The organism is Sporosarcina thermotolerans (assembly GCF_042658975.1).
GTDB classification, from domain to species: Bacteria; Bacillota; Bacilli; order Bacillales_A; family Planococcaceae; genus Sporosarcina; species Sporosarcina thermotolerans.
In genome coordinates, this window is the sequence record NZ_JBHSRM010000008.1 from 118562 (window position 1) to 137836 (window position 19275).

The window sequence follows — 19275 nt, forward strand, 5'->3', positions numbered from 1 at the left end:
GTTATAATTTCCTTTTAAGCGCAGCAATTTTCTTTGCCTTCTGTGCATTTGCAAAATGCCATTTGGTCATTGATTTCAACGTATCTTCGCCGCTCTTTAATAAAATCTTCGCTGCAGCTTCATCCACAATTTTTCCTGCCCCTTTAGGAAGTTGAACGCCAGCTAAATCACTCAACCGGTCCATCTCCTCTAAAAAAGCAACCCTTGCAATAATCGAAGCGGCAGCAACAGCGAGATGCAACCCTTCAGCTTTCGTCGAAAACAAGACATTCTCACGGACAATTTCCTGTTCATTTTTAATATGATTATAATAAATGCCACGTTCAGCGAACTGATCAATAAGAATGTAATCAGGCTTTTCGCCCTTCATTTTCCGTAAAACATGCTTAAGCGCCTGATTATGAAGCAGAGCTTTTATCTTTCCTTGCGACCATCCTTTTTCCTGCACTTTGTTGTACTTGTCATTAGTCAACGTGAGGACACTGTGGATAAGTGCTGCTTGCAAATCAGGGGCAATCTGCCGCATATAATCATCATTCAACTGCTTCGAATCCTTTACGCCCAATTCCCTTACCAGCTCTATTTGTTCAGAGCTAACGTAACAAGCCGCCACAGTAACAGGACCAAAGAAATCGCCTGTCCCAGTTTCATCAGACCCGACGACCGATAACTCCGAAAACCGCTCAGGCAAAATCTCCCCTTTGGCAGTAGGTTTTGTAGGCGATTTCTGCCCATCAACACTTCCCCAAATCGCAGCCTCCCGCATCGCGCCTCCACCCTGAAAAAGCACCTTTCCCGATTTATAAGCCGTTATCGCTGCATCCGGCAACTTCGCAGCAAACACAACCCCAGGCGCATTCCGCGTCACTTTAAACGCAGCATAATGCGCCATCAACCCATCCAACTTAGCCTTATCCAATAGCAGCACACTATTACTCATAAACGTCTCCCTCTCCATAACCTTATATCCATATTGTACAATAATCCAAGAAGTAGATGCTTGTATGGATATGTATTTATTAAAAGTGATACTGAGTTGATTGGAGTGGAAGGCGGCGACTCCTGCGAGAGCCGTTACGAAGAACGGCTTTTGCGAGTAAAAGCGCAGCGTTACGAGCAGGGAGTTGTTAGCCGCTGCCTTAATTTCTGCAAAGGTCGCAGAAATACGGCAAATCGAACTCTTCGTGGTTCGATTGGAAAGCGTCCGCCTGAAACGGAAATCAATGGTATAAAACTATCCCTTCTCTTTCCAACTAAAACCGTTTCATGGTATGATTGGGTACATAGTTTTCACATTGGAGGTTAAGGCAGTGGCAGACCAACAAAAGACGCGCCTTACGGTTGACATTTATGGACAGACATATACAATTGTCGGCAGTGAATCAAGCAGTCATGTTCGGCTTGTCGCTTCGATGGTTGACGAAAAAATGAGGGAAATCAGCTCACGCAACCCTTATCTCGACAGTGCCAAAATTGCTGTCCTAACCGCAGTGAATAGTGTACACGATTATTTGAAATTAAAAGAACGAATTGAACAATTGGAAGAAGAATTGAATAAGCTGAAGGGTTGACGGGTGTATATGCTTGATTTACTTATAGTTTTCCTCCTGCTTGGAGGCTTGATTACCGGATTTAGACGGGGGCTTATCGTACAACTTATCCATATGACAGGCTTCTTTATAGCACTAATTATTGCTTACATATACTACAAACAGTTAGCGGATAAGTTTGTTTTATGGATACCATATCCAGGAGTCACAGCCAGCTCGAAATTAGCGTGGACTGTGGAACAATTAGATTTAGATCAGACGTTTTATAGGTTATTGGCGTTTGTACTCATATTCATCGTTGCAAAATTTGCATTGCAGTTAATTGCCTCGATGTTCGATTTCCTTAAGTATCTACCAGTCTTAGGTTTTGTTGCACGTTTTGCTGGTGCTGCTCTTGGATTTATTGAGTTTTATATTATTATATTCCTATTACTCTATCTATTGGTTATGTTGCCATTAGATTTCATCCAAGGATTTATAGGTAAGTCGATATTGGCGGGTGCAATGTTTGAACATACCCCATTATTTTCTGAGATGGTGAAAAACTGGTGGTATATTTACACCAAATAACAGATTACGGCTTCCCCCTTGGTTGGAGGGAAGCCTTTTTCACAGAATAAGATTGGTTGAATGGAGGAGTGGTTTACGTGAATAAAAAAACGATCATTCGCACGTTCGAAAAAATTGCTCTATATATGGAACTGTTAGGGGAGAATCCGTTTAAAGTCGGAGCATTCCGTAAGGCGGCCAATGTTCTGGAACTTGACCCCCGCAGCCTTTCCGAAATGGATGATATTTTATCTTTGAAAGGGATCGGCAAAGGGACAGGCGCTGTTATTATCGACCTAATTGAAAAGGGAGAATCCGATTTACTGAAGGAGCTTGAAAATGAAGTCCCAAGTGGGCTGATTCCATTGTTAAGGGTGCCTGGATTAGGCGGCAAGAAAATTGCGAAACTCAGAGAAACGCTTGGAATTGACTCCATCGAATCTCTTCGAAATGCATGCGAGTCAAATGAAGTGAGTAAGGTTCCGGGATTCGGCAAGAAAACCGAGGAAAAGATCTTGCACGAACTTGAAATCCTTGGGACACGAAAAGGGAAACTGCCGGTTTGGCAAATTGAATCCGTTGTACTTGCAGTTGAAGAGGTACTACGTAGTATACAGGAGATCACCCGCTTCTCGGTCGCAGGAAGTTTCCGTCGTGCTGAAGAAGAAAGTAGTGATGTCGATTTTATCGTTGTGACGGATGAACCGGCCATTGTTCGGGAAAAGCTGTTGGAGACCCTGCCGGTTGAAGAAACAGTCGCTGCTGGGGATGCCAAACTATCCATTGTCCTGGATATGGCTGACCTAGTCGATGCGGATTTCCGCTTTGTAACGGATGACCAATTTGCGACTGCATTGCATCACTTCACCGGTTCGAAGGATCATAATGTGAAAATGCGTCAACTTGCTAAAGCAAAAGGGATGAAAATAAGTGAATACGGTGTAGAACTAGAAGATGGTACTATGGAAACGTTCAAAACCGAAAAGGAATTTTTCGCTTATTTTGATTTGCCTTTCATCCCACCTTCCTTGCGTATGGACGGTCGTGAAATTGAACGTTCGGAAGAGATTGCACAATTGGTTACATTTGAAGATATCCGCAGCGATCTCCATATGCACACAACTTGGTCTGACGGAGGATATTCAATCCGCGAGATGGTGGAAGCATGTCGAAAAAAAGGCTATTCCCATATGGTTATCACAGACCACACTCAATATTTAAGAGTGGCGAACGGTCTGACGCCAGAAAGGCTCAGGGAGCAAATTGCGGAAATTCGTAAGTTGAATGATGAATACGATGATATCGAGATCTTTTGCGGTACTGAAATGGATATTTTGCCAGATGGTCGTCTTGACTTCGATGATGATTTATTGCAAGAGTTGGATTTTGTTATCGCATCCATCCATTCGAATTTTAATCAATCGCAAGAGCAGATCATGGAAAGATTACATTCAGCTATCAGCAACCCGTATGTTCACATGATTGCACATCCTACTGGCCGAATCATCGGACAAAGAGAAGGCTATAATCCGGATGTCCACCAACTGATTAAATGGGCGAAGGAATACGATAAAATCCTTGAATTCAATGCCAATCCGTATCGTTTCGATCTGGCAAAGGAATATTTAGAAGAAGCGCAAGAAGCTAACGTCAAGATTGCTATCAACACCGACGCGCATGCAATTGATCAATTGAAGCATATGGAAATAGGTGTTAAATATGCTCAAAAAGCTTGGTTGAAAAAAGAGACGGTCGTAAATACATGGCCGCTTGGCCGTTTCATCGAAGAAATTATACGGAAGTGAAAGGAAGTGTGAGACATTGGAAAACCGTGTCTTGAAAACACTTGAATTTGATAAGGTCCGGGATATTGTTGCGACATACTGCACATCGTCTGCAGGACGTGCATATATGGAGAAATTAGTGCCAGTCACTGATTTTAATGAAGTTGTTCGTTTACTTGAGGAGACGGATGAAGGCCTTGCCATTCTCCGTGTGCGAGGAAATGTCCCGATGGGGGGCATTAGCGACATTCGCCCACATGCAAAACGGGCACAAATTGGCGGGGTCCTTAGCGCTTATGAATTAATGGAAACCGCCAATACGATTCGTGCAAGCCGCATTCTAAGGCAGTTCATCGAATCAGTAGATGCTGATGAAGATATTAAGATTCCCCATTTTCTCGCGAAGAAAGAATCTTTGCCGATTCTGACAGGACTTGAACATGAGATTAATGCTGCAATCGATGATAACGGTCATGTTGTTGACAGTGCATCGGGTACGCTCCGTTCGATACGTCAAAGTCTGCGCATCCAAGAAGGCAGAGTACGTGAGAAATTGGAAGGATATACGCGTGGTCGAAATGCGACGAAGATGCTGTCAGATTCAATCGTGACCATCAGGAACGATCGATTTGTCATTCCGGTAAAGTCAGAGTACAGATCACATTTTGGTGGAGTCATCCACGATATGTCATCTTCTGGCCAAACATTATTCATTGAGCCGGATGCGATTGTGCAAGCGAACAATGAAATCCGAAACTTGAAGATGAAAGAGAAGGAAGAAATCGAAAAGATCTTGCAGGATTTATCGATAAAAGTTCAAGCAGTTGCACATGAACTATTTGTTCTTGTCGATGTGTTATCCGAAATCGATATTATCCTTGCTAAATCGAAATATGGGACTGCCCATAAATGTACGAAGCCTGAAGTGAACAATGAAGGGTATATCCGCTTGGCAAAAGCGCGTCACCCATTGTTGCCAATAGAGCAGGCAGTGGCGAATACGATTGAATTCGGCAAGGATATTACAACAATTGTTATTACCGGACCGAATACTGGTGGAAAGACAGTAACCTTGAAAACCGTAGGATTATGTACATTAATGGCACAGGCTGGACTTCCAATCCCAGCTTTGGACGGTTCGGAAATTGCCGTATTTGACTCCGTCTATGCTGATATTGGTGATGAACAATCTATCGAACAAAGCTTGAGTACGTTTTCTTCCCATATGGTGAACATCGTCGATATTCTGAAGAAATTCGACTCCCGTTCACTACTTATTTTCGATGAGTTGGGATCAGGAACCGATCCTCAAGAAGGTGCTGCATTGGCAATTTCTATTTTGGATGAAGTCCATGGTACGGGTGCCAGAGTTATGGCGACAACGCATTATCCGGAATTGAAGGCATACGGTTACAATCGACCGGGTGTAGCAAATGCAAGTGTGGAGTTTGATATCGATACGTTAAGCCCTACTTATCGTTTATTGATCGGTGTGCCAGGTCGGAGTAATGCTTTTGAAATTTCAAAAAGACTCGGCCTTCATGAACATGTCATTAATCGTGCTAAGAAATTTACAGGCACTGACCGTGGTGAGGTTGACTCAATGATTGCTTCCTTGGAGTCGAGCCGCGTTCAATCCGAAAAGGATGCGGAAAAGACGCATGCACTGCTAATTGAAACGGAAACCTTAAAACGTGAATTGGAAACGAAACTCTCAGAGTTCGAGGAAATGAAAGAAAAGCTTGTTGACAATGCAAAAGAGAAAGCCAAGAAAATTGTTGACGATGCTCGAGTTGAATCAGAAGCGGTCATCTCGGACTTAAGGGCTCTACGCCTAAACGCTGGAGCAAACGTTAAAGAACATGAATTAATCGAAGCCCGTAAACGATTGGAAGGCGCCGCTCCGGAAGATAAAAAGAAAAATATCAAAGCAAAAGTAGCACCACGCCCATTAGAGGTTGGCGATGAAGTCAAAGTCATCACATACGGCCAAAAAGGCACACTCATCGAAAAGGTATCCGAAAAGGAATGGATTGTCCAAATCGGCATCTTGAAGATGAAGTTGGACGAGTCTGTTTTAGAATATACAAAACCTGAAAAGATGAAGGATCCAGTAGTATCAGCATCTGTCCGAGGACGGGATTCCTACGTTAAATTGGAACTTGACCTACGTGGCGAACGATACGAAGATGCATTGCACCGAACAGAAAAATACTTGGATGACGCACTTTTATCCAATTACCACCAAGTCTCAATCATCCACGGAAAAGGGACAGGTGCCCTTCGTCAAGGTGTTCAAACCTATTTGAAAAACCACCCACGAGTAAAAAGCTACCGATACGGCGAAGCCGGTGAAGGCGGCCATGGCGTCACTGTTGTTGAATTGAAATAAATATTTATTGAAAACGAAACCTTTCTCGCTTTCATTCGTAAAAGTTAGATTAAACGAATGACAAAAGGAGTAATTTTAAAATGACAGAAACAGGATTTTGGAGCCATCCGCTCGTCGAAACAACAGGCTACTTTAGCGTCGTAGTCCTTTGTCTTATCGTTTCGATGGTACTATTCGAACTGGTCACCAAATATAAGAACTGGGAAGAAATCCGTAAGGGGAATGTGGCCGTTGCAATGGCCACCGGAGGAAAGATATTCGGGGTGACGAATATCTTCCGCTACTCCATCGAGCAGCACAACACGCTTCCACAAATGATTGGATGGGGATTATTCGGATTCATTCTACTAGTCATCGCCTATATTCTTTTCGAATTTCTCACACCGAAGTTTAATATCGATAAGGAAATCGAAGCTGATAATCGTTCGGTCGGATTTATCTCATTGACGATTTCGGTAGGACTTTCATTTGTAATTGGAGCAAGTATTTCATAGGAGTTAAACAATGGAGAAATTATCAAAAATATTACTCGTCGTTTGCGTTCTATTTATTCTTGTTGGAGTATATTGGATGTTTACAAATACGCCTTGACTGAAAAGTTATCAGTCAAGGCATTTTTTCATAGTTGAAGTAATATTCTATTTGAAAGCGGATTCATTTATCGATATAATGAACTAAGAAGGAATTTTCAAAGAATTTGATTATGAAAAGGGGGTTATATAATGACGGAGAAACCATGGTTGAATTTGTATCCGAAGGAAATCCCGAAGACGATCGAGTATGATCGGATTCCGTTGCAGGAATTCCTAACAAGGTCCAAGGATAAATTTCCTGATAAAACAGCCATGCACTTCATGGGGAAGAATATCAGCTATAGCGAGTTCCATGATTCAGCATTGAAATTTGCAAACTACTTGAAGTCCCTCGGAGTTGAAAAAGGGGACCGCGTAGCCATCATGCTACCAAATTGTCCGCAAGGTGCAATTGCCTACTTCGGTATCCTCTATACAGGTGCTATTGTTGTTCAAACGAATCCGTTGTATACGGAAAGGGAATTAGCTTATCAAATGGTCGATTCAGGGGCTAAAGTAATCATTTCGCTTGATATTTTATTCGGCAGAATTTCTAAAGTCGTAAAAGAGACGAAGTTAGAGCATGTGATCATCACTGGTATTAAAGACTACTTACCTTTCCCAAAAAATCTCGTCTACCCATTCATTCAAAAGAAAGAACACGGCATCGTAGTGAAGGTTGAGCATCGGGGGATGAATCATCTTTTTACTGAGATTATGAAAATATCAAAACCGGAATTAGTGTCATATGATTTCAATTTTGACGAAGATATTGCATTACTCCAATATACGGGTGGAACGACTGGTCCGCCAAAAGGGGTTATGTTGACACATGCAAATCTTATTAGCAATGTGCAAATGTGTAATGCATGGTTGTATAAAAGTGAAGAAGGCGAAGAGACTGTCTTAGGAATACTACCATTTTTCCACGTGTATGGAATGACGACGGTTTTAATCCTTTCTGTCATGCTTGGCAATAAAATGGTCTTAATGCCTAAACCTGATTATGACATGGCTTTAAAGCTGATCGATAAGCAAAAACCGACCTTATTCCCGGGTGCGCCGACACTTTATATTGGTTTATTGAACCATCCGCAATTATCGAAATATGATCTTTCATCTATCAAGGCATGTATTAGTGGATCCGCTGCATTGCCAGTCGAGCTACAGGAAAAGTTTGAAAGGGTTACTGGAGGGAAATTGGTTGAAGGGTACGGCTTGACCGAAACGTCTCCAGTTGCAATTGCTAACTTTGTCTGGGAAAAGAGGCGTGTTAAAGGTTCCATCGGTGTACCATGGCCTGATACGGATGCCTGTATACTTGGTCCGGATTCTTCTGAGCCATTGCCAAACGGTGAAGTTGGGGAAATTGCAGTGAAAGGTCCACAAGTAATGAAGGGCTATTGGGATAAACCGGAAGATACTGCAGAGACATTCCGCGATGGCTGGCTTTTGACGGGTGATTTAGGCTATATGGATGACGAAGGGCATTTCTATGTAGTTGATAGAAAGAAAGATATGATCATCGCCAGCGGTTTTAATATTTATCCGCGTGAAATCGAAGAGGTACTTTACGAGCATCCCGCAATAATGGAATGTGTTGTTGCAGGTATTCCTGATCCTTACCGTGGGGAGACTGTGAAAGCCTATATTGTTTTAAAAGAAGGAGAAACGGTATCAGAAGAAGAATTAGATAAGTATTGCAGGGAGCATTTGGCGTCGTATAAAGTGCCCAAGAAGTACGAATTCAGAAAAGAACTTCCAAAGACGGCAGTCGGTAAAATATTACGCCGCACATTAATCGACGAAGAAAAAAAGAAGATGGAACTCGAGTTAAAAACTTCGTGACGAAAGACTTGACGATAACCGAATAAACGATTATTATGAAAATATGAATGAACAGTCATTCATATTTTCTTCTTTTTGGTGGTGAGAACAAATGAAACGCGATAAACCCAAATATAAGCAAATAGTAGATGCAGCTGTCATCGCTATTGCTGAAAACGGCTATCACCAGGCGCAAGTATCAAAGATAGCGAAGGAAGCAGGCGTGGCGGACGGGACGATTTATCTTTATTTTAAGAATAAAGAGGATATCCTGGTTTCCGTTTTCAGGGAGAAGATGAGTGTCTTCGTTGAAAACGTGAAAGAGATCATTGCAACGGAAATAACTGCGAGAGAAAAGCTGTTTAAAATGATAGAAAACCATTTCCGTTTGCTATATAGCGATCGCCATCTTGCAATTGTAACCCAATTGGAATTGCGCCAGTCCAATAAGGACCTGCGTTACAGAATCAACGAGGTGCTTAAGGAATATTTGGTGTTGCTCGATTCCATTTTAAAAGAAGGAATTGAAAAAGGTGAATTTGACGGACAAATCGATATTCGCCTAACACGGCAAATGGTTTTTGGCACGATAGATGAAACAATTACCTCTTGGGTAATGAATGATCAAAAGTATGATTTATTGAAATTAGCACCTGAAGTACATCGCCTTATATTAAATGGCATGAAATCTTAATAGTACTCATGGCGAAAACATCGTCTTGTTGGGGAAGGGACGGGATAAAATGGAGTTCTTGAAAATTGTCAGGGAAGATGGCGTGGCGACTGTATCAATCAACAGACCGCCAGCCAATGCGTTATCAAGTGGTCTAATCCAAGAGATTGATAGAATGCTTGACTCAGTGGAGAATGATGATTCAGTAAGGGTCATCGTCTTTCATGGGGAAGGACGATTCTTCTCGGCAGGAGCAGATATTAAAGAATTTACGACTGTTTCATCTGGGGAAGAATTCACTAAGCTTTCAGCTGCGGGGCAAGACGTGTTCGAACGGCTGGAAAGCTTTAAAAAGCTGGTTATTGCAGCAATTCATGGAGCTGCCTTAGGTGGCGGACTGGAGCTTGCAATGGGCTGTCATATTCGGGTCGTAACAGAAAAGGCCAAGCTTGGTCTGCCTGAATTGCAACTTGGATTAATCCCTGGATTTGCCGGGACACAGCGCTTGCCTCGATATGTTGGAGTGGCAAGAGCTGCAGAAATGCTTTTAACAAGCGAACCGATTACGGGTGAGGAAGCTGTTCGCTTCGGACTAGCCAACCATGTGTTTTCGGAGGAGGAACTACTTGCGAAGACAATGGAAATGGCGAAGAAAATCGCAAAGAAAAGTCCGATCGCCATGAAAGCCGCTTTACAGATGCTTCAATTTACCAAGTCGGACTCCTTCTATGAAGGCGTTAAGGCAGAAGCCGATTCATTTGGTGAAGTATTTGTTTCAGAAGATGCCAAAGAAGGCATTCAGGCGTTCATTGAAAAAAGAGAACCACAGTTCAAAGGGAACTAAATAAGCCGAGGAGGTATGCAATATGAACATTTATGCATTGGTTAAGCGTACATTTGACACAGAGGAAAAGATCGCAGTATCAAACGGCAAGATTGTAGACGATGGCGCTGAATTCATTATTAACCCATATGACGAGTACGCTATCGAAGAAGCGATTCAAGTTCGTGATGCGAATGGCGGAGAAGTGACTGTCATTACGATCGGAGACGAAGAGGCTGAAAAACAGCTGCGTACGGCGCTAGCAATGGGTGCGGATAAAGCTGTTCTTATCAATACTGAAGATGACCTTGACGAAATGGATGAATTCACAGTAGCCAAAATCATCGCGGAGTACTTGAAGGATAAAGATGCAGATTTAATCATTGCTGGAAACGTTGCCATTGATGGTGGCTCTGGACAAGTTGGTCCACGTGTTGCAGAACTTTTAGGCATCAATTACGTAACAACAATCACAAATCTTGAAATAGATGGCACTTCAGTGAAAATTGTACGTGATGTAGAAGGGGATTCCGAGACAATTGAAACGTCCCTGCCGCTATTAGTCACTGCACAACAAGGCTTAAACGAGCCACGCTATCCTTCCCTCCCTGGCATCATGAAGGCGAAGAAAAAGCCGCTTGAAGAGCTTGAGTTGGATGATTTGGACATCGATGAAGATGATGTTGAAGCAAAAACTGAAACGATCGAAATCTATCTTCCACCTCAAAAAGCTGCTGGACGTGTCCTTGAAGGTGACTTAGCTGATCAAGTGAAAGAGCTTGTGGAACTTTTAAATAAAGAAGCAAAAGTGCTTTGATTGAAATTCATACAGTAATGGGAGGGACTCAATATGTCTAAAAAAGTATTAGTACTTGGTGAAGCTCGAGAAGGAGCATTACGAAACGTTTCATTTGAAGCAATTGCTGCAGCGAAAACGGTATCAGGCGTCGGCGAAGTCGTCGGCGTATTATTTGGAGATGCTGTAGAATCTTTAGGCGCAGAAATGATCACATACGGTGCAGATCGTGTTCTCACGGTTGAACACCCACATTTGAAACACTATACATCAGATGGATTCGGCCAAGCTTTCATGGCTGTATATGAGCAAGAAAAGCCAGATGCAATCGTTTTCGGACACACATCATTAGGAAAAGACCTATCTCCAAAGATCGCAAGTAAGCTTGCTTCAGGTTTAATCTCTGATGTTACAGCTATCGAAGGAGAAGGGGACGATGCAGTATTCATCCGTCCAATCTATTCCGGAAAAGCATTCGAAAAAGTGAAAAACAAAGAAGGACTTCTTTTCATTTCAATCCGTCCGAACAATATCGCACCATTGGCTAAAGACGACAGCCGTTCAGGAGATGTATCTTCAGTTTCAGTTGATATTACAAATCTTCGCTCCGTCATTAGCGAAGTTGTCCGTAAATCTACTGAAGGTGTAGATTTGTCAGAGGCGAAAGTTGTTGTTGCTGGCGGACGCGGAGTGAAAAGCGCTGAAGGCTTCGCACCACTTGAAGAATTGGCAAAATTGCTTGGCGGTGCGGTAGGAGCATCCCGTGGAGCATGTGACGCTGACTACTGCGACTATTCATTGCAAATCGGTCAAACTGGTAAAGTCGTAACACCAGATCTTTATATCGCTGCAGGAATCTCCGGCGCTATCCAACATATGGCTGGAATGTCCAACTCCAAAGTAATCGTAGCGATCAACAAAGACCCAGAAGCGAACATTTTTAAAGTAGCAGACTATGGTATCGTAGGAGACTTGTTCGAAGTCATCCCTATGATGATTGAAGAGATTAAGAAGATTAAAACTAATTAATAGTAGAAGGGCTCCTATACTAATAGGGGCCTCAGACTGTAGACAAACACCTCGAATTTTGGTGTTTGCCTACAGTTTTTTTAATATAGATAAAGCTATAAATGGATATTATGACAAATTATCAAACCAGAATCCCGCCGCGCGCTCAAGACACCGCCTTCCGCGCTCAAGAATTCCACCCCGCGCCCAAGACACCGCCTTCTGCGCTCTATTTATTCAATAATAGTGAGTATGTAACCATCTTCTTATTCAAGTAATGTGTGCTTTACTTGAAGATCGTTGAGCTTCTAGAGGCTCATTTTCTTATTGAACTAACGGAGGTTAGTTGAATAAGAAGAAAAACGAATAATGCGTATTTGACTCATATTAGTGAACGAACAGGTCATACTAAGATAAAAAGGTGTGGCTTTATGAAACAAGCATTTTTTGTTTTAACATTAATTTCTTTAATCATTCTTACAGGTTTTGTTAAGAAAGACCAAGACAAATGCCTTCATTGTAAAGAATGCTATGATACCGCTTGGGATGACGGGTATAGGACGGGTTATGGTACAGGAACTGTAAATGAAAGGTATCGAATCACAAGAAGCCTGATTCAATTAGGAAAAACGGATGAAGAACTTGTTCACATGATACCAACAAGCTATGTGGAATTAAAGGACGTAAGAGAGCAGCTCAAACTCTTACGTGGTTATTTTGAATTTGAGGTATCAAGCTACGAGAAAGCAAGAGAACTTTTAAAAGAAGGTAAATCAAACGAAGAGATTGTAGAAAAAACAAACTTAAGTTTCTATGAATTAGAATTGGTGAAACAACAACTGAAGCAAAATAATGGAAAATTCAAATGGGAAGTGAATAACTAAGGGACTTAAGCCAAAGTGATAAGTCTTTGTGAACTTAACTAAAATATTGTGAAGAAATGTACTTAAGCTAACGGGTGCTTAGTTGAAGAAGACTATACTGCGAAATAGAACTTCCATATTATTATGAGTTCTAATTCTTCCAACTTGCATCAACATTAAACTTTAACGGAGCCTATTAATTAATAGAAAACCTCTATCCTCAACTACCCCGTAAATGTTAGACACCAAACTATCATTTACGGGGTATATTTTACGTGCTTTCAAAAGAAATTTAGCCAAATGAAAAGCTCTAAAATAGGATATTTCTTCGTTATGCCGAAAAATCGTTTTTTATGTTTACTAAACTTTCTAACTACGGTAGTGTTAAGGGAATGATTATTGTGTTCCCTTTTTTTGGATGAGTAAAAAATTATGAAGGAATTAACAAGAGGGGGTTATGACTTGTTTTATTATATAAAAGCTACGCTTAGGGAGCGTTGGCCGATATTTCTTGTTGTGATGTTAATTTTAAGTTGTCTTGGAATGGGTTACGTAGGTGCTCAATCGGTGTCGGAGCGGATGGTTATCCAAACGAAAGATGACCTCGATAAAAATTGGCGCTATCAATACGATATTCTCGTTTTACCCGAATTATCAGACCAAACGAAAGGACTGGATGACGGTTGGATTGCACCACAAGCAAGTCTTTCAAGTTATGGCGGCATTTCGCTTGAGGATCTTGAAGTAATACGAAAAATACCTGGAGTTCAAGTTGCAGCTCCTCTCTCTCATATTGGTTATGTTGAAGTGTTTTCTATGTTAGCGTCATATCAAGATGATAAAGAAGGGGATTATTCGTACGTCGAACATTCAGCAGTCGCCTTTGATGGACTTTCCGATATTACAATCTCTGAATCAAATAGAATAAATGAATATAGTGCCTATTATGGCGGGAGTCCGGTTGGTTTTGACCCAGAGAAATACAGCCATCTATCGAATAAATTGTCAGAGGAGAATTCTGGTTGGAAAACGTTTATGCCGGCCGGTACAAATTTGAGACAACCGAACTATCTCATGCTCATTGCGATTGATCCGGAAGCGGAGGAACAATTATTTACATTGTCCGACAGTTTGGTCATTGGTAATTCACTTCAAGAGGCGGAGATTGGAAATTCAGGAAGTGCACGCCTCATTCCAATTATTGCATTGGCTGACGGTCAGGCTAAAATGACCGAAACGTTGAGAATTTCCAGAATTCATGTGCCGGAAGATGTTGATGAAAGTGATTTTATAGACGGGGCAACAGAGTATTTGCTTAATTTGCCTCGTACCGAAGTGGTTAACTTATCACTAGATACGTTTTCCGAGCAATGGAAGTATAAATATGGTGAACTTAGTCTGCTTGGAAAGGATCAAGTTAGATTGAAATCAGGTGGAATAGCTGCTTCTAGTGAGGCGTTACTCTATCGTTTTACTCCAATTCAGTTTGAATCTAATGGAAAAACAGACACTGGCATTCCTCTTATGAAAGCACTAACTGTAAAAAATACCGATCCATATGACATTCGCACGATTAATTTGTATAGAGGAGAAGCGGAAGAATATAGATCCGTAGGATATGGTTTAAAAATCATTGATTTATATGATTCAACGAAAATCGTTCCAAAATTTAAGGGAACTTGGAAAGATGGGGACCCAGCAGATGTTTACACGCCTCACCACAGCATGATTATCGAGGATGGTGCTGGAAATAAAATAAATCCAACTCCACTTTTCCCACTACCTTATAAAGATACCTATTACACGGGATCCCCTGATGCAATAACGACAATCGAAGCGGCGTCTATTTTCTATAGTCCCGAAGATATATTATCATCAATTCGTGTCGTTGTAGAAGGTGTAGAAGAGCGGACAGATTCAAGTCAGCACAAAGTGGAAGCAGTCGCTAAACAGATTATGGATCTAACAGGCCATCATGTTGAAATTATGCTCGGTTCATCTTCTTCGAAAGTTCATGTCGATCTCGATACAGATAAAGAAGGAGTAGCGGGAGTAGTCGAGGAAGGGTGGCAACAAGCAGGCGTTAGCTGGTCCATTCAAGAACATATAGAGAAATCAAATATCATTCTATTTTTCTATCTACTATTAGTTAGTTTTGTTTTCTGTTATACGGTTATTACGCACAGCTTACTACGTCGCTCCACTGAATTCGCGATGCTTCGTGCAATCGGATGGTCGAGACGGAAGATAGTAGGTATTCTTACGTTTGAAATCATCACACTAAGTGTATTTGCACTTATTCCGATTGCAGTCGCGAATATTTGGTTGAAGATTTTGCCGTCGTATGAGTTTTTCATCATCTTCTTGATCGTCATTCCAATTATCGCAATTGGTTATGTAACGGGTAGCCGAAAGGCATTGAAGTTATCCCCGCGGGCGGGCTTGGAAGGTGAAGGAACACAGTGGAGTTTCATGCGGCTATTCAAAATAAATGGCTTACTTTCGTATGTCGTGCATCAATTAATTAGACGCCCACTACGATTTGGGTTATTGGCAATCGTACTTGCATTGACCGCATTCATGTCGATCCTCTTCGTCGCAACCCAGCAAAGCTTGTCGGATTTCTTATTGCTTAGTTTTCTAGGTGAAACGATTGATTTGAACTTGAAAGGTTTTCAAACTGCTTTTCTTGTCGTAGGTTTGATTTTGACGATTGCAATCGTGTTTTTACTGCTATTCCTCAATATTACTGAGCGCAAAAAAGAGTTTTTTATTTTACGTTCTGTCGGTTGGTCTTTACGTAGAATACAAATGTATTTAAGTGTCGAAGTTACTTTAATTGCGCTATTGGGATCCGTTATAGGTGCCATTGGTGCGTACTTGTTGTTAACGATCTTCTCGTCACTATGGATTCCGGTTTGGATGCTTGTACTCATCATCGTAATGCCGGTTGTTCTATTGTTAGGTTTTTCTTTGGCGATTGTTCAAAGTATGAAAATGAGTGGTGTTGTAAAAGACCAACATGCTGCTTAACGAAGGGGTGGAATAATTGATTACATTAAAATCAATTCGAAAAAGCTATATCTCGGGTGGAGAAAAAGTAGAAGTATTAAAGGATGTCTCCTTATCAATTGATAAGGGGAAGTATGTTTCGATTACAGGTCCTTCTGGTTCCGGTAAATCAACGCTCTTACACTTAATTGGTGGATTGGAACCAATCGACGAAGGGGAAATCTGGGTTGGCGAGCAGCCCGTCCATAAAATGAAAGATAATGATCTTGCTAAACTTCGACTCAAGAAAATCGGGTATGTATTTCAACAATTTCAATTGCTCTCAACTGCGACAGCTCTTGAAAATGTAATGATGCCGTTATTGACGATGTTTTCATCTGCGGAAATCAAAAAAAACGCAGAAGAAGCATTAACACGAGTAGGTCTTGCACATCGACTTCATCATTTGCCGTCGCGTCTTTCTGGGGGAGAGCAACAGCGTGTCGCCATTGCAAGGGCACTTGTTACGAAACCGGAAATTATTTTAGCCGATGAACCAACAGGGAATTTGGATTCCGAAACGGGAAATAAAATTATCGAATTGCTCGAAGAAGTTCATGCAACGGATGGTGTGACAATTGTTCTTATCACACAGGATCCCGCCCTTGCAAAACGTGCGCAGGAAACAATTCATGTTCTTGACGGGGCGGTGAATAAAATTGAGTCGGAAAAAGTAGAGGTCGTCGTATGAAAAAATGGTTCACAGCTTGTGCGGTATCCATCCTTCTACTCGGCGGCTGCAATCCGAAGCCCCAACAGGAGGAAGAAAAGGTACTAGAGGACGTAATTATTACAATTGAAAATGCAGAAAAGCTGAAAGACACTGACACCGTATACAAAACGGCAGATTTGCTCGAAGGACTAGAGCGTATTTACCGCTATTATGGAAATGAATTCCCTGCTGAAGAGCAGGCGAAAATTGATGTGTATGAGGACTTTGGAAGAATCTCTTATGTCGATTTCATGGGACTCATGGCTGAACGCGGGATCGATACATTGCCTTCTTACAAAAGTGCTAGGGATATTGAATTGGCTCTTAAAGAAGGGAAACCAGTATACGCTGAATTTATGTTAATTAGCGGGGAAGAGTGGAGAGTTCTCTTTTACGGTTATTCTGACGATGATTTCGCTTATTATAATTTGAAATCTGGAGCACTGAAGACGATTGACAAAAAGCGAATTGAAGCACTTGATGAATTTGAAACGATCATTCCGTATGAAATAGGAGAGCTGACCGAAGCGGAAAAAGAAAAATCCTTAGTATACGTTCGACAAAAAATAACAGATGCTTATTGGAAAGATGATTCAACTGGCTTCAAGAAATATCTCCCCATTGCTGAACAGAATGATTGGCTTGATAACGTTAACGTCGGGTATGGTTATTCCTATCACTATCTGTTCCACGATCCACAGCCGGAGCGTGTAGCGAAAATTGTGGATGCGGAATTGAAGAGGTGGCGAGAACCCTACACACTTGAAGTTGCCTTGAAGTATTTCTCCTTAACAAATGATGAAGTGGAAATAGAGCGAACGATACGAGACATTCAGATTATGCAGGGGCACCGGAGGGAAACCCTTCAATACATTATTGATAATGGTGCTAAATACGGCAATCCAGAAAAGGCGGCAGAAGCAGCAGAAATGTTGAAGAAAAAGAAGCAATAAAAAATGAATAACGGGTTCGGTTGATGGGGAGATAACATTAAAAAACACATCTTACAGGGATACAATTCACATATGAATTGGTGTCCCTGTTTTGTTGTTGCATCAATATTTAATGGCTTTATATTGACGAATTGGTACCACAATTGGTACAGGGATTAGTAGCAGCGCATAAATTTATGTACCATTGTTAATTCCGTTGTTAAAACACTTGCAATAGGATCTTGGAGAGAAAAATATAGAAGGAAGATGAGAAATCTATGCTAATAGATATTGAAGATTGTGAAATATTGTTCTTCAACTAACGGGGCAGGTTAGTTCAACAGGGAGGTATAATTGGGTGGATGTCGAATAGTTAACAAAATGGGTAACGGTTAAATAGAAGGGGGCATGAAATGGTTGGTATAATTATTACACTGATTTTCCTGTTTTGTTTTATTCTGTTTAGAAATGGTATCGCTTTAAATAACGTAACGATTGAATTTACAATCTTATTCATAGCATCCTCATTGATAATCCTCTTGTTTTGGAAATCACGAAATGAGCTTCCTAAAAAAATTGGAATTGGTATCTGTACCATATTAATTTTACAACTAGGGGTTATTAGTTTGTATGCATACGATAGGCAGTCGAATCAATTACTAAATGAACAAAATCGTTTATTAGTCATTTTAGGGAATTCCTCTGACTATCAACAATTAAACCTTAGTTTTCAAGATATTGATAAAGTCTATTTAGTTGGAGATGCGAAGAAAGGTAATTTTAACCATCCATTCGATTATAGGATTGAACTTAAAGTTAAAAATGAAGATAAAGTTTATCAATTTCAATGCAAGGGACAAGGACCTTGGTGCAAAGAATTGGGATTAATAAATGCAAAATAGGTTTATTGTTTTTTCCCCATCAACCGAACCCGTTAGTAAAAGAAAAGGATTTCTTCTTCAACTAACGGGTGCTTGTGCGGCCGAGCCTAGGTCGTATCATATAGCGGGTGGGATTCCCGTCGAGAAAGAACTAGCCATTCACTCGTAGCGAGTCTTGGAGGGCTAATGGTAACAGTAGCCTTTAAGCGTAGACAGTTAGGTGGCGGGCCGAAAGCCAACTGGTTGAAGGGATTGAGCTCCATAATGTTAGTAAATCGAGAGGGCTGATGCTTTAAGCACGGCAGAAAGCTACATTTTATCCATCGTTAAAGGCAAGAAGGATAAAACCTCTCTGGAGTCAGAGACCTTGGCACGTCACACATTGATATGATACGGCAACTCGGGAGACCCTACCGGTCTTTTCTTCTTATAGAAGAGTATGGTGTACAAGCGATAATAAGCAAGGAAACCAAATGCCGTTGTAGGGAGTCGGATAGCAGCGTAGTACCAATGAAGTTGGGTAATGCCGATGGAGGAAAGGCTGCTACCAAGTGATCACCCTCACTAGGGACACATTTACTACACACAGCGGTAGAGATAATAAATGTAAACTAAACTATTGAGGATAGCAGAGTCAGTGTGAATGATGATTTGGAGGAGCCGTGTGCGTAAATAGCGCAAGCACGGTTCTGTGAGGGGGGAGAAACACAATCTACCGCAAGGTAGAGAGGTTCTCTTCTACTCGACTACTTAAGAACATTGGGCTACTAAGACAGATCAATGTTCTTATTGAACTAACGCAGCAGTTTAGTTGAAAAGTGTATAGAACAATTAAGTAACTTATTTTACCGTAGTCAGTCTA

17 protein-coding genes are annotated in these 19275 nt (G+C 41.3%); 16 read left to right on the top strand and 1 reads right to left on the bottom strand.

Features of this window, described 5'->3' with window-relative positions; genetic code table 11:
- Position 1: 1 nt before the first annotated feature.
- Complete coding sequence (gene rnhC, locus ACFPZG_RS05330; protein ID WP_317941139.1) at positions 2 to 940, bottom strand: ribonuclease HIII; 939 nt, start codon at positions 938 to 940, stop codon at positions 2 to 4.
- Positions 941 to 1000: 60 nt separating this feature from the next.
- Here rnhC and ACFPZG_RS05335 point away from each other — a divergent pair, with 60 nt between their 5' ends.
- The 16 genes from ACFPZG_RS05335 to ACFPZG_RS05410 all read left to right on the top strand — a co-directional run bounded on the left by ACFPZG_RS05335 (position 1001) and on the right by ACFPZG_RS05410 (position 18434).
- On the top strand, positions 1001 to 1306 hold the full coding sequence (locus tag ACFPZG_RS05335) for a hypothetical protein (protein ID WP_283732365.1): 306 nt from the start codon (positions 1001 to 1003) through the stop codon (positions 1304 to 1306).
- Positions 1307 to 1310: 4 nt separating this feature from the next.
- Complete coding sequence (zapA, locus tag ACFPZG_RS05340) at positions 1311 to 1571, top strand: cell division protein ZapA (RefSeq protein WP_283732364.1); 261 nt, start codon at positions 1311 to 1313, stop codon at positions 1569 to 1571.
- A gap of 9 nt (positions 1572 to 1580) precedes the next feature.
- Positions 1581 to 2120: a CvpA family protein gene (locus tag ACFPZG_RS05345; RefSeq protein WP_283734668.1), complete on the top strand. Its 540-nt coding sequence runs from the start codon at positions 1581 to 1583 to the stop codon at positions 2118 to 2120.
- A gap of 77 nt (positions 2121 to 2197) precedes the next feature.
- Positions 2198 to 3904 (top strand): DNA polymerase/3'-5' exonuclease PolX, encoded by a 1707-nt coding sequence (gene polX / locus ACFPZG_RS05350; RefSeq protein ID WP_317941138.1) that lies wholly within the window; start codon positions 2198 to 2200, stop codon positions 3902 to 3904.
- Between the two features lie 16 nt (positions 3905 to 3920).
- Positions 3921 to 6275, top strand: a complete 2355-nt coding sequence (locus tag ACFPZG_RS05355; protein WP_283732363.1) for an endonuclease MutS2 — start codon at positions 3921 to 3923, stop codon at positions 6273 to 6275.
- 80 nt (positions 6276 to 6355) lie between these two features.
- Positions 6356 to 6769, top strand: coding sequence for a DUF350 domain-containing protein (locus ACFPZG_RS05360; RefSeq protein WP_317941137.1), 414 nt, complete (start codon positions 6356 to 6358; stop codon positions 6767 to 6769).
- A 228-nt stretch (positions 6770 to 6997) separates the two neighbouring features.
- On the top strand, positions 6998 to 8695 hold the full coding sequence (locus ACFPZG_RS05365; RefSeq protein ID WP_317941136.1) for an AMP-binding protein: 1698 nt from the start codon (positions 6998 to 7000) through the stop codon (positions 8693 to 8695).
- Positions 8696 to 8786: 91 nt separating this feature from the next.
- Entirely contained in the window at positions 8787 to 9368 is a 582-nt protein-coding gene (locus ACFPZG_RS05370) for a TetR/AcrR family transcriptional regulator (RefSeq protein ID WP_283732360.1), read from the top strand.
- A 49-nt stretch (positions 9369 to 9417) separates the two neighbouring features.
- On the top strand, positions 9418 to 10191 hold the full coding sequence (locus ACFPZG_RS05375) for an enoyl-CoA hydratase (RefSeq protein WP_283732359.1): 774 nt from the start codon (positions 9418 to 9420) through the stop codon (positions 10189 to 10191).
- Positions 10192 to 10213: 22 nt separating this feature from the next.
- Positions 10214 to 10987: an electron transfer flavoprotein subunit beta/FixA family protein gene (locus tag ACFPZG_RS05380; RefSeq protein WP_283732358.1), complete on the top strand. Its 774-nt coding sequence runs from the start codon at positions 10214 to 10216 to the stop codon at positions 10985 to 10987.
- A gap of 33 nt (positions 10988 to 11020) precedes the next feature.
- Positions 11021 to 11995 carry an electron transfer flavoprotein subunit alpha/FixB family protein gene (locus tag ACFPZG_RS05385; RefSeq protein WP_317941135.1) on the top strand — a complete coding sequence of 325 codons (975 nt, stop codon included), beginning with the start codon at positions 11021 to 11023 and terminating at the stop codon, positions 11993 to 11995.
- A 410-nt stretch (positions 11996 to 12405) separates the two neighbouring features.
- Positions 12406 to 12858, top strand: coding sequence for a hypothetical protein (locus ACFPZG_RS05390; protein ID WP_283732357.1), 453 nt, complete (start codon positions 12406 to 12408; stop codon positions 12856 to 12858).
- Positions 12859 to 13299: 441 nt separating this feature from the next.
- Positions 13300 to 15870 carry an ABC transporter permease gene (locus ACFPZG_RS05395; protein WP_283732356.1) on the top strand — a complete coding sequence of 857 codons (2571 nt, stop codon included), beginning with the start codon at positions 13300 to 13302 and terminating at the stop codon, positions 15868 to 15870.
- Positions 15871 to 15886: 16 nt separating this feature from the next.
- Positions 15887 to 16579, top strand: coding sequence for an ABC transporter ATP-binding protein (locus ACFPZG_RS05400; RefSeq protein WP_283732355.1), 693 nt, complete (start codon positions 15887 to 15889; stop codon positions 16577 to 16579).
- Positions 16576 to 17553, top strand: a complete 978-nt coding sequence (locus ACFPZG_RS05405; protein WP_317941134.1) for a hypothetical protein — start codon at positions 16576 to 16578, stop codon at positions 17551 to 17553. Before ACFPZG_RS05400 ends, ACFPZG_RS05405 begins: the two co-directional genes overlap by 4 nt.
- Before the next feature lie 392 nt (positions 17554 to 17945).
- Positions 17946 to 18434: a hypothetical protein gene (locus tag ACFPZG_RS05410; RefSeq protein ID WP_283732353.1), complete on the top strand. Its 489-nt coding sequence runs from the start codon at positions 17946 to 17948 to the stop codon at positions 18432 to 18434.
- Positions 18435 to 19275 lie beyond the last annotated feature (841 nt).

Coding starts and splice junctions, on each gene's coding strand:
- ACFPZG_RS05380 (WP_283732358.1), top strand. CDS start 10,214: ATGAACATTTATGCATTGGTTAAGCGTACATTTGACACAGAGGAAAAG.
- ACFPZG_RS05405 (WP_317941134.1), top strand. CDS start 16,576: ATGAAAAAATGGTTCACAGCTTGTGCGGTATCCATCCTTCTACTCGGC.
- ACFPZG_RS05345 (WP_283734668.1), top strand. CDS start 1,581: ATGCTTGATTTACTTATAGTTTTCCTCCTGCTTGGAGGCTTGATTACC.
- ACFPZG_RS05370 (WP_283732360.1), top strand. CDS start 8,787: ATGAAACGCGATAAACCCAAATATAAGCAAATAGTAGATGCAGCTGTC.
- ACFPZG_RS05375 (WP_283732359.1), top strand. CDS start 9,418: ATGGAGTTCTTGAAAATTGTCAGGGAAGATGGCGTGGCGACTGTATCA.
- ACFPZG_RS05385 (WP_317941135.1), top strand. CDS start 11,021: ATGTCTAAAAAAGTATTAGTACTTGGTGAAGCTCGAGAAGGAGCATTA.
- rnhC (WP_317941139.1), bottom strand. CDS start 940: ATGAGTAATAGTGTGCTGCTATTGGATAAGGCTAAGTTGGATGGGTTG.
- ACFPZG_RS05365 (WP_317941136.1), top strand. CDS start 6,998: ATGACGGAGAAACCATGGTTGAATTTGTATCCGAAGGAAATCCCGAAG.
- ACFPZG_RS05410 (WP_283732353.1), top strand. CDS start 17,946: ATGGTTGGTATAATTATTACACTGATTTTCCTGTTTTGTTTTATTCTG.
- ACFPZG_RS05360 (WP_317941137.1), top strand. CDS start 6,356: ATGACAGAAACAGGATTTTGGAGCCATCCGCTCGTCGAAACAACAGGC.
- ACFPZG_RS05390 (WP_283732357.1), top strand. CDS start 12,406: ATGAAACAAGCATTTTTTGTTTTAACATTAATTTCTTTAATCATTCTT.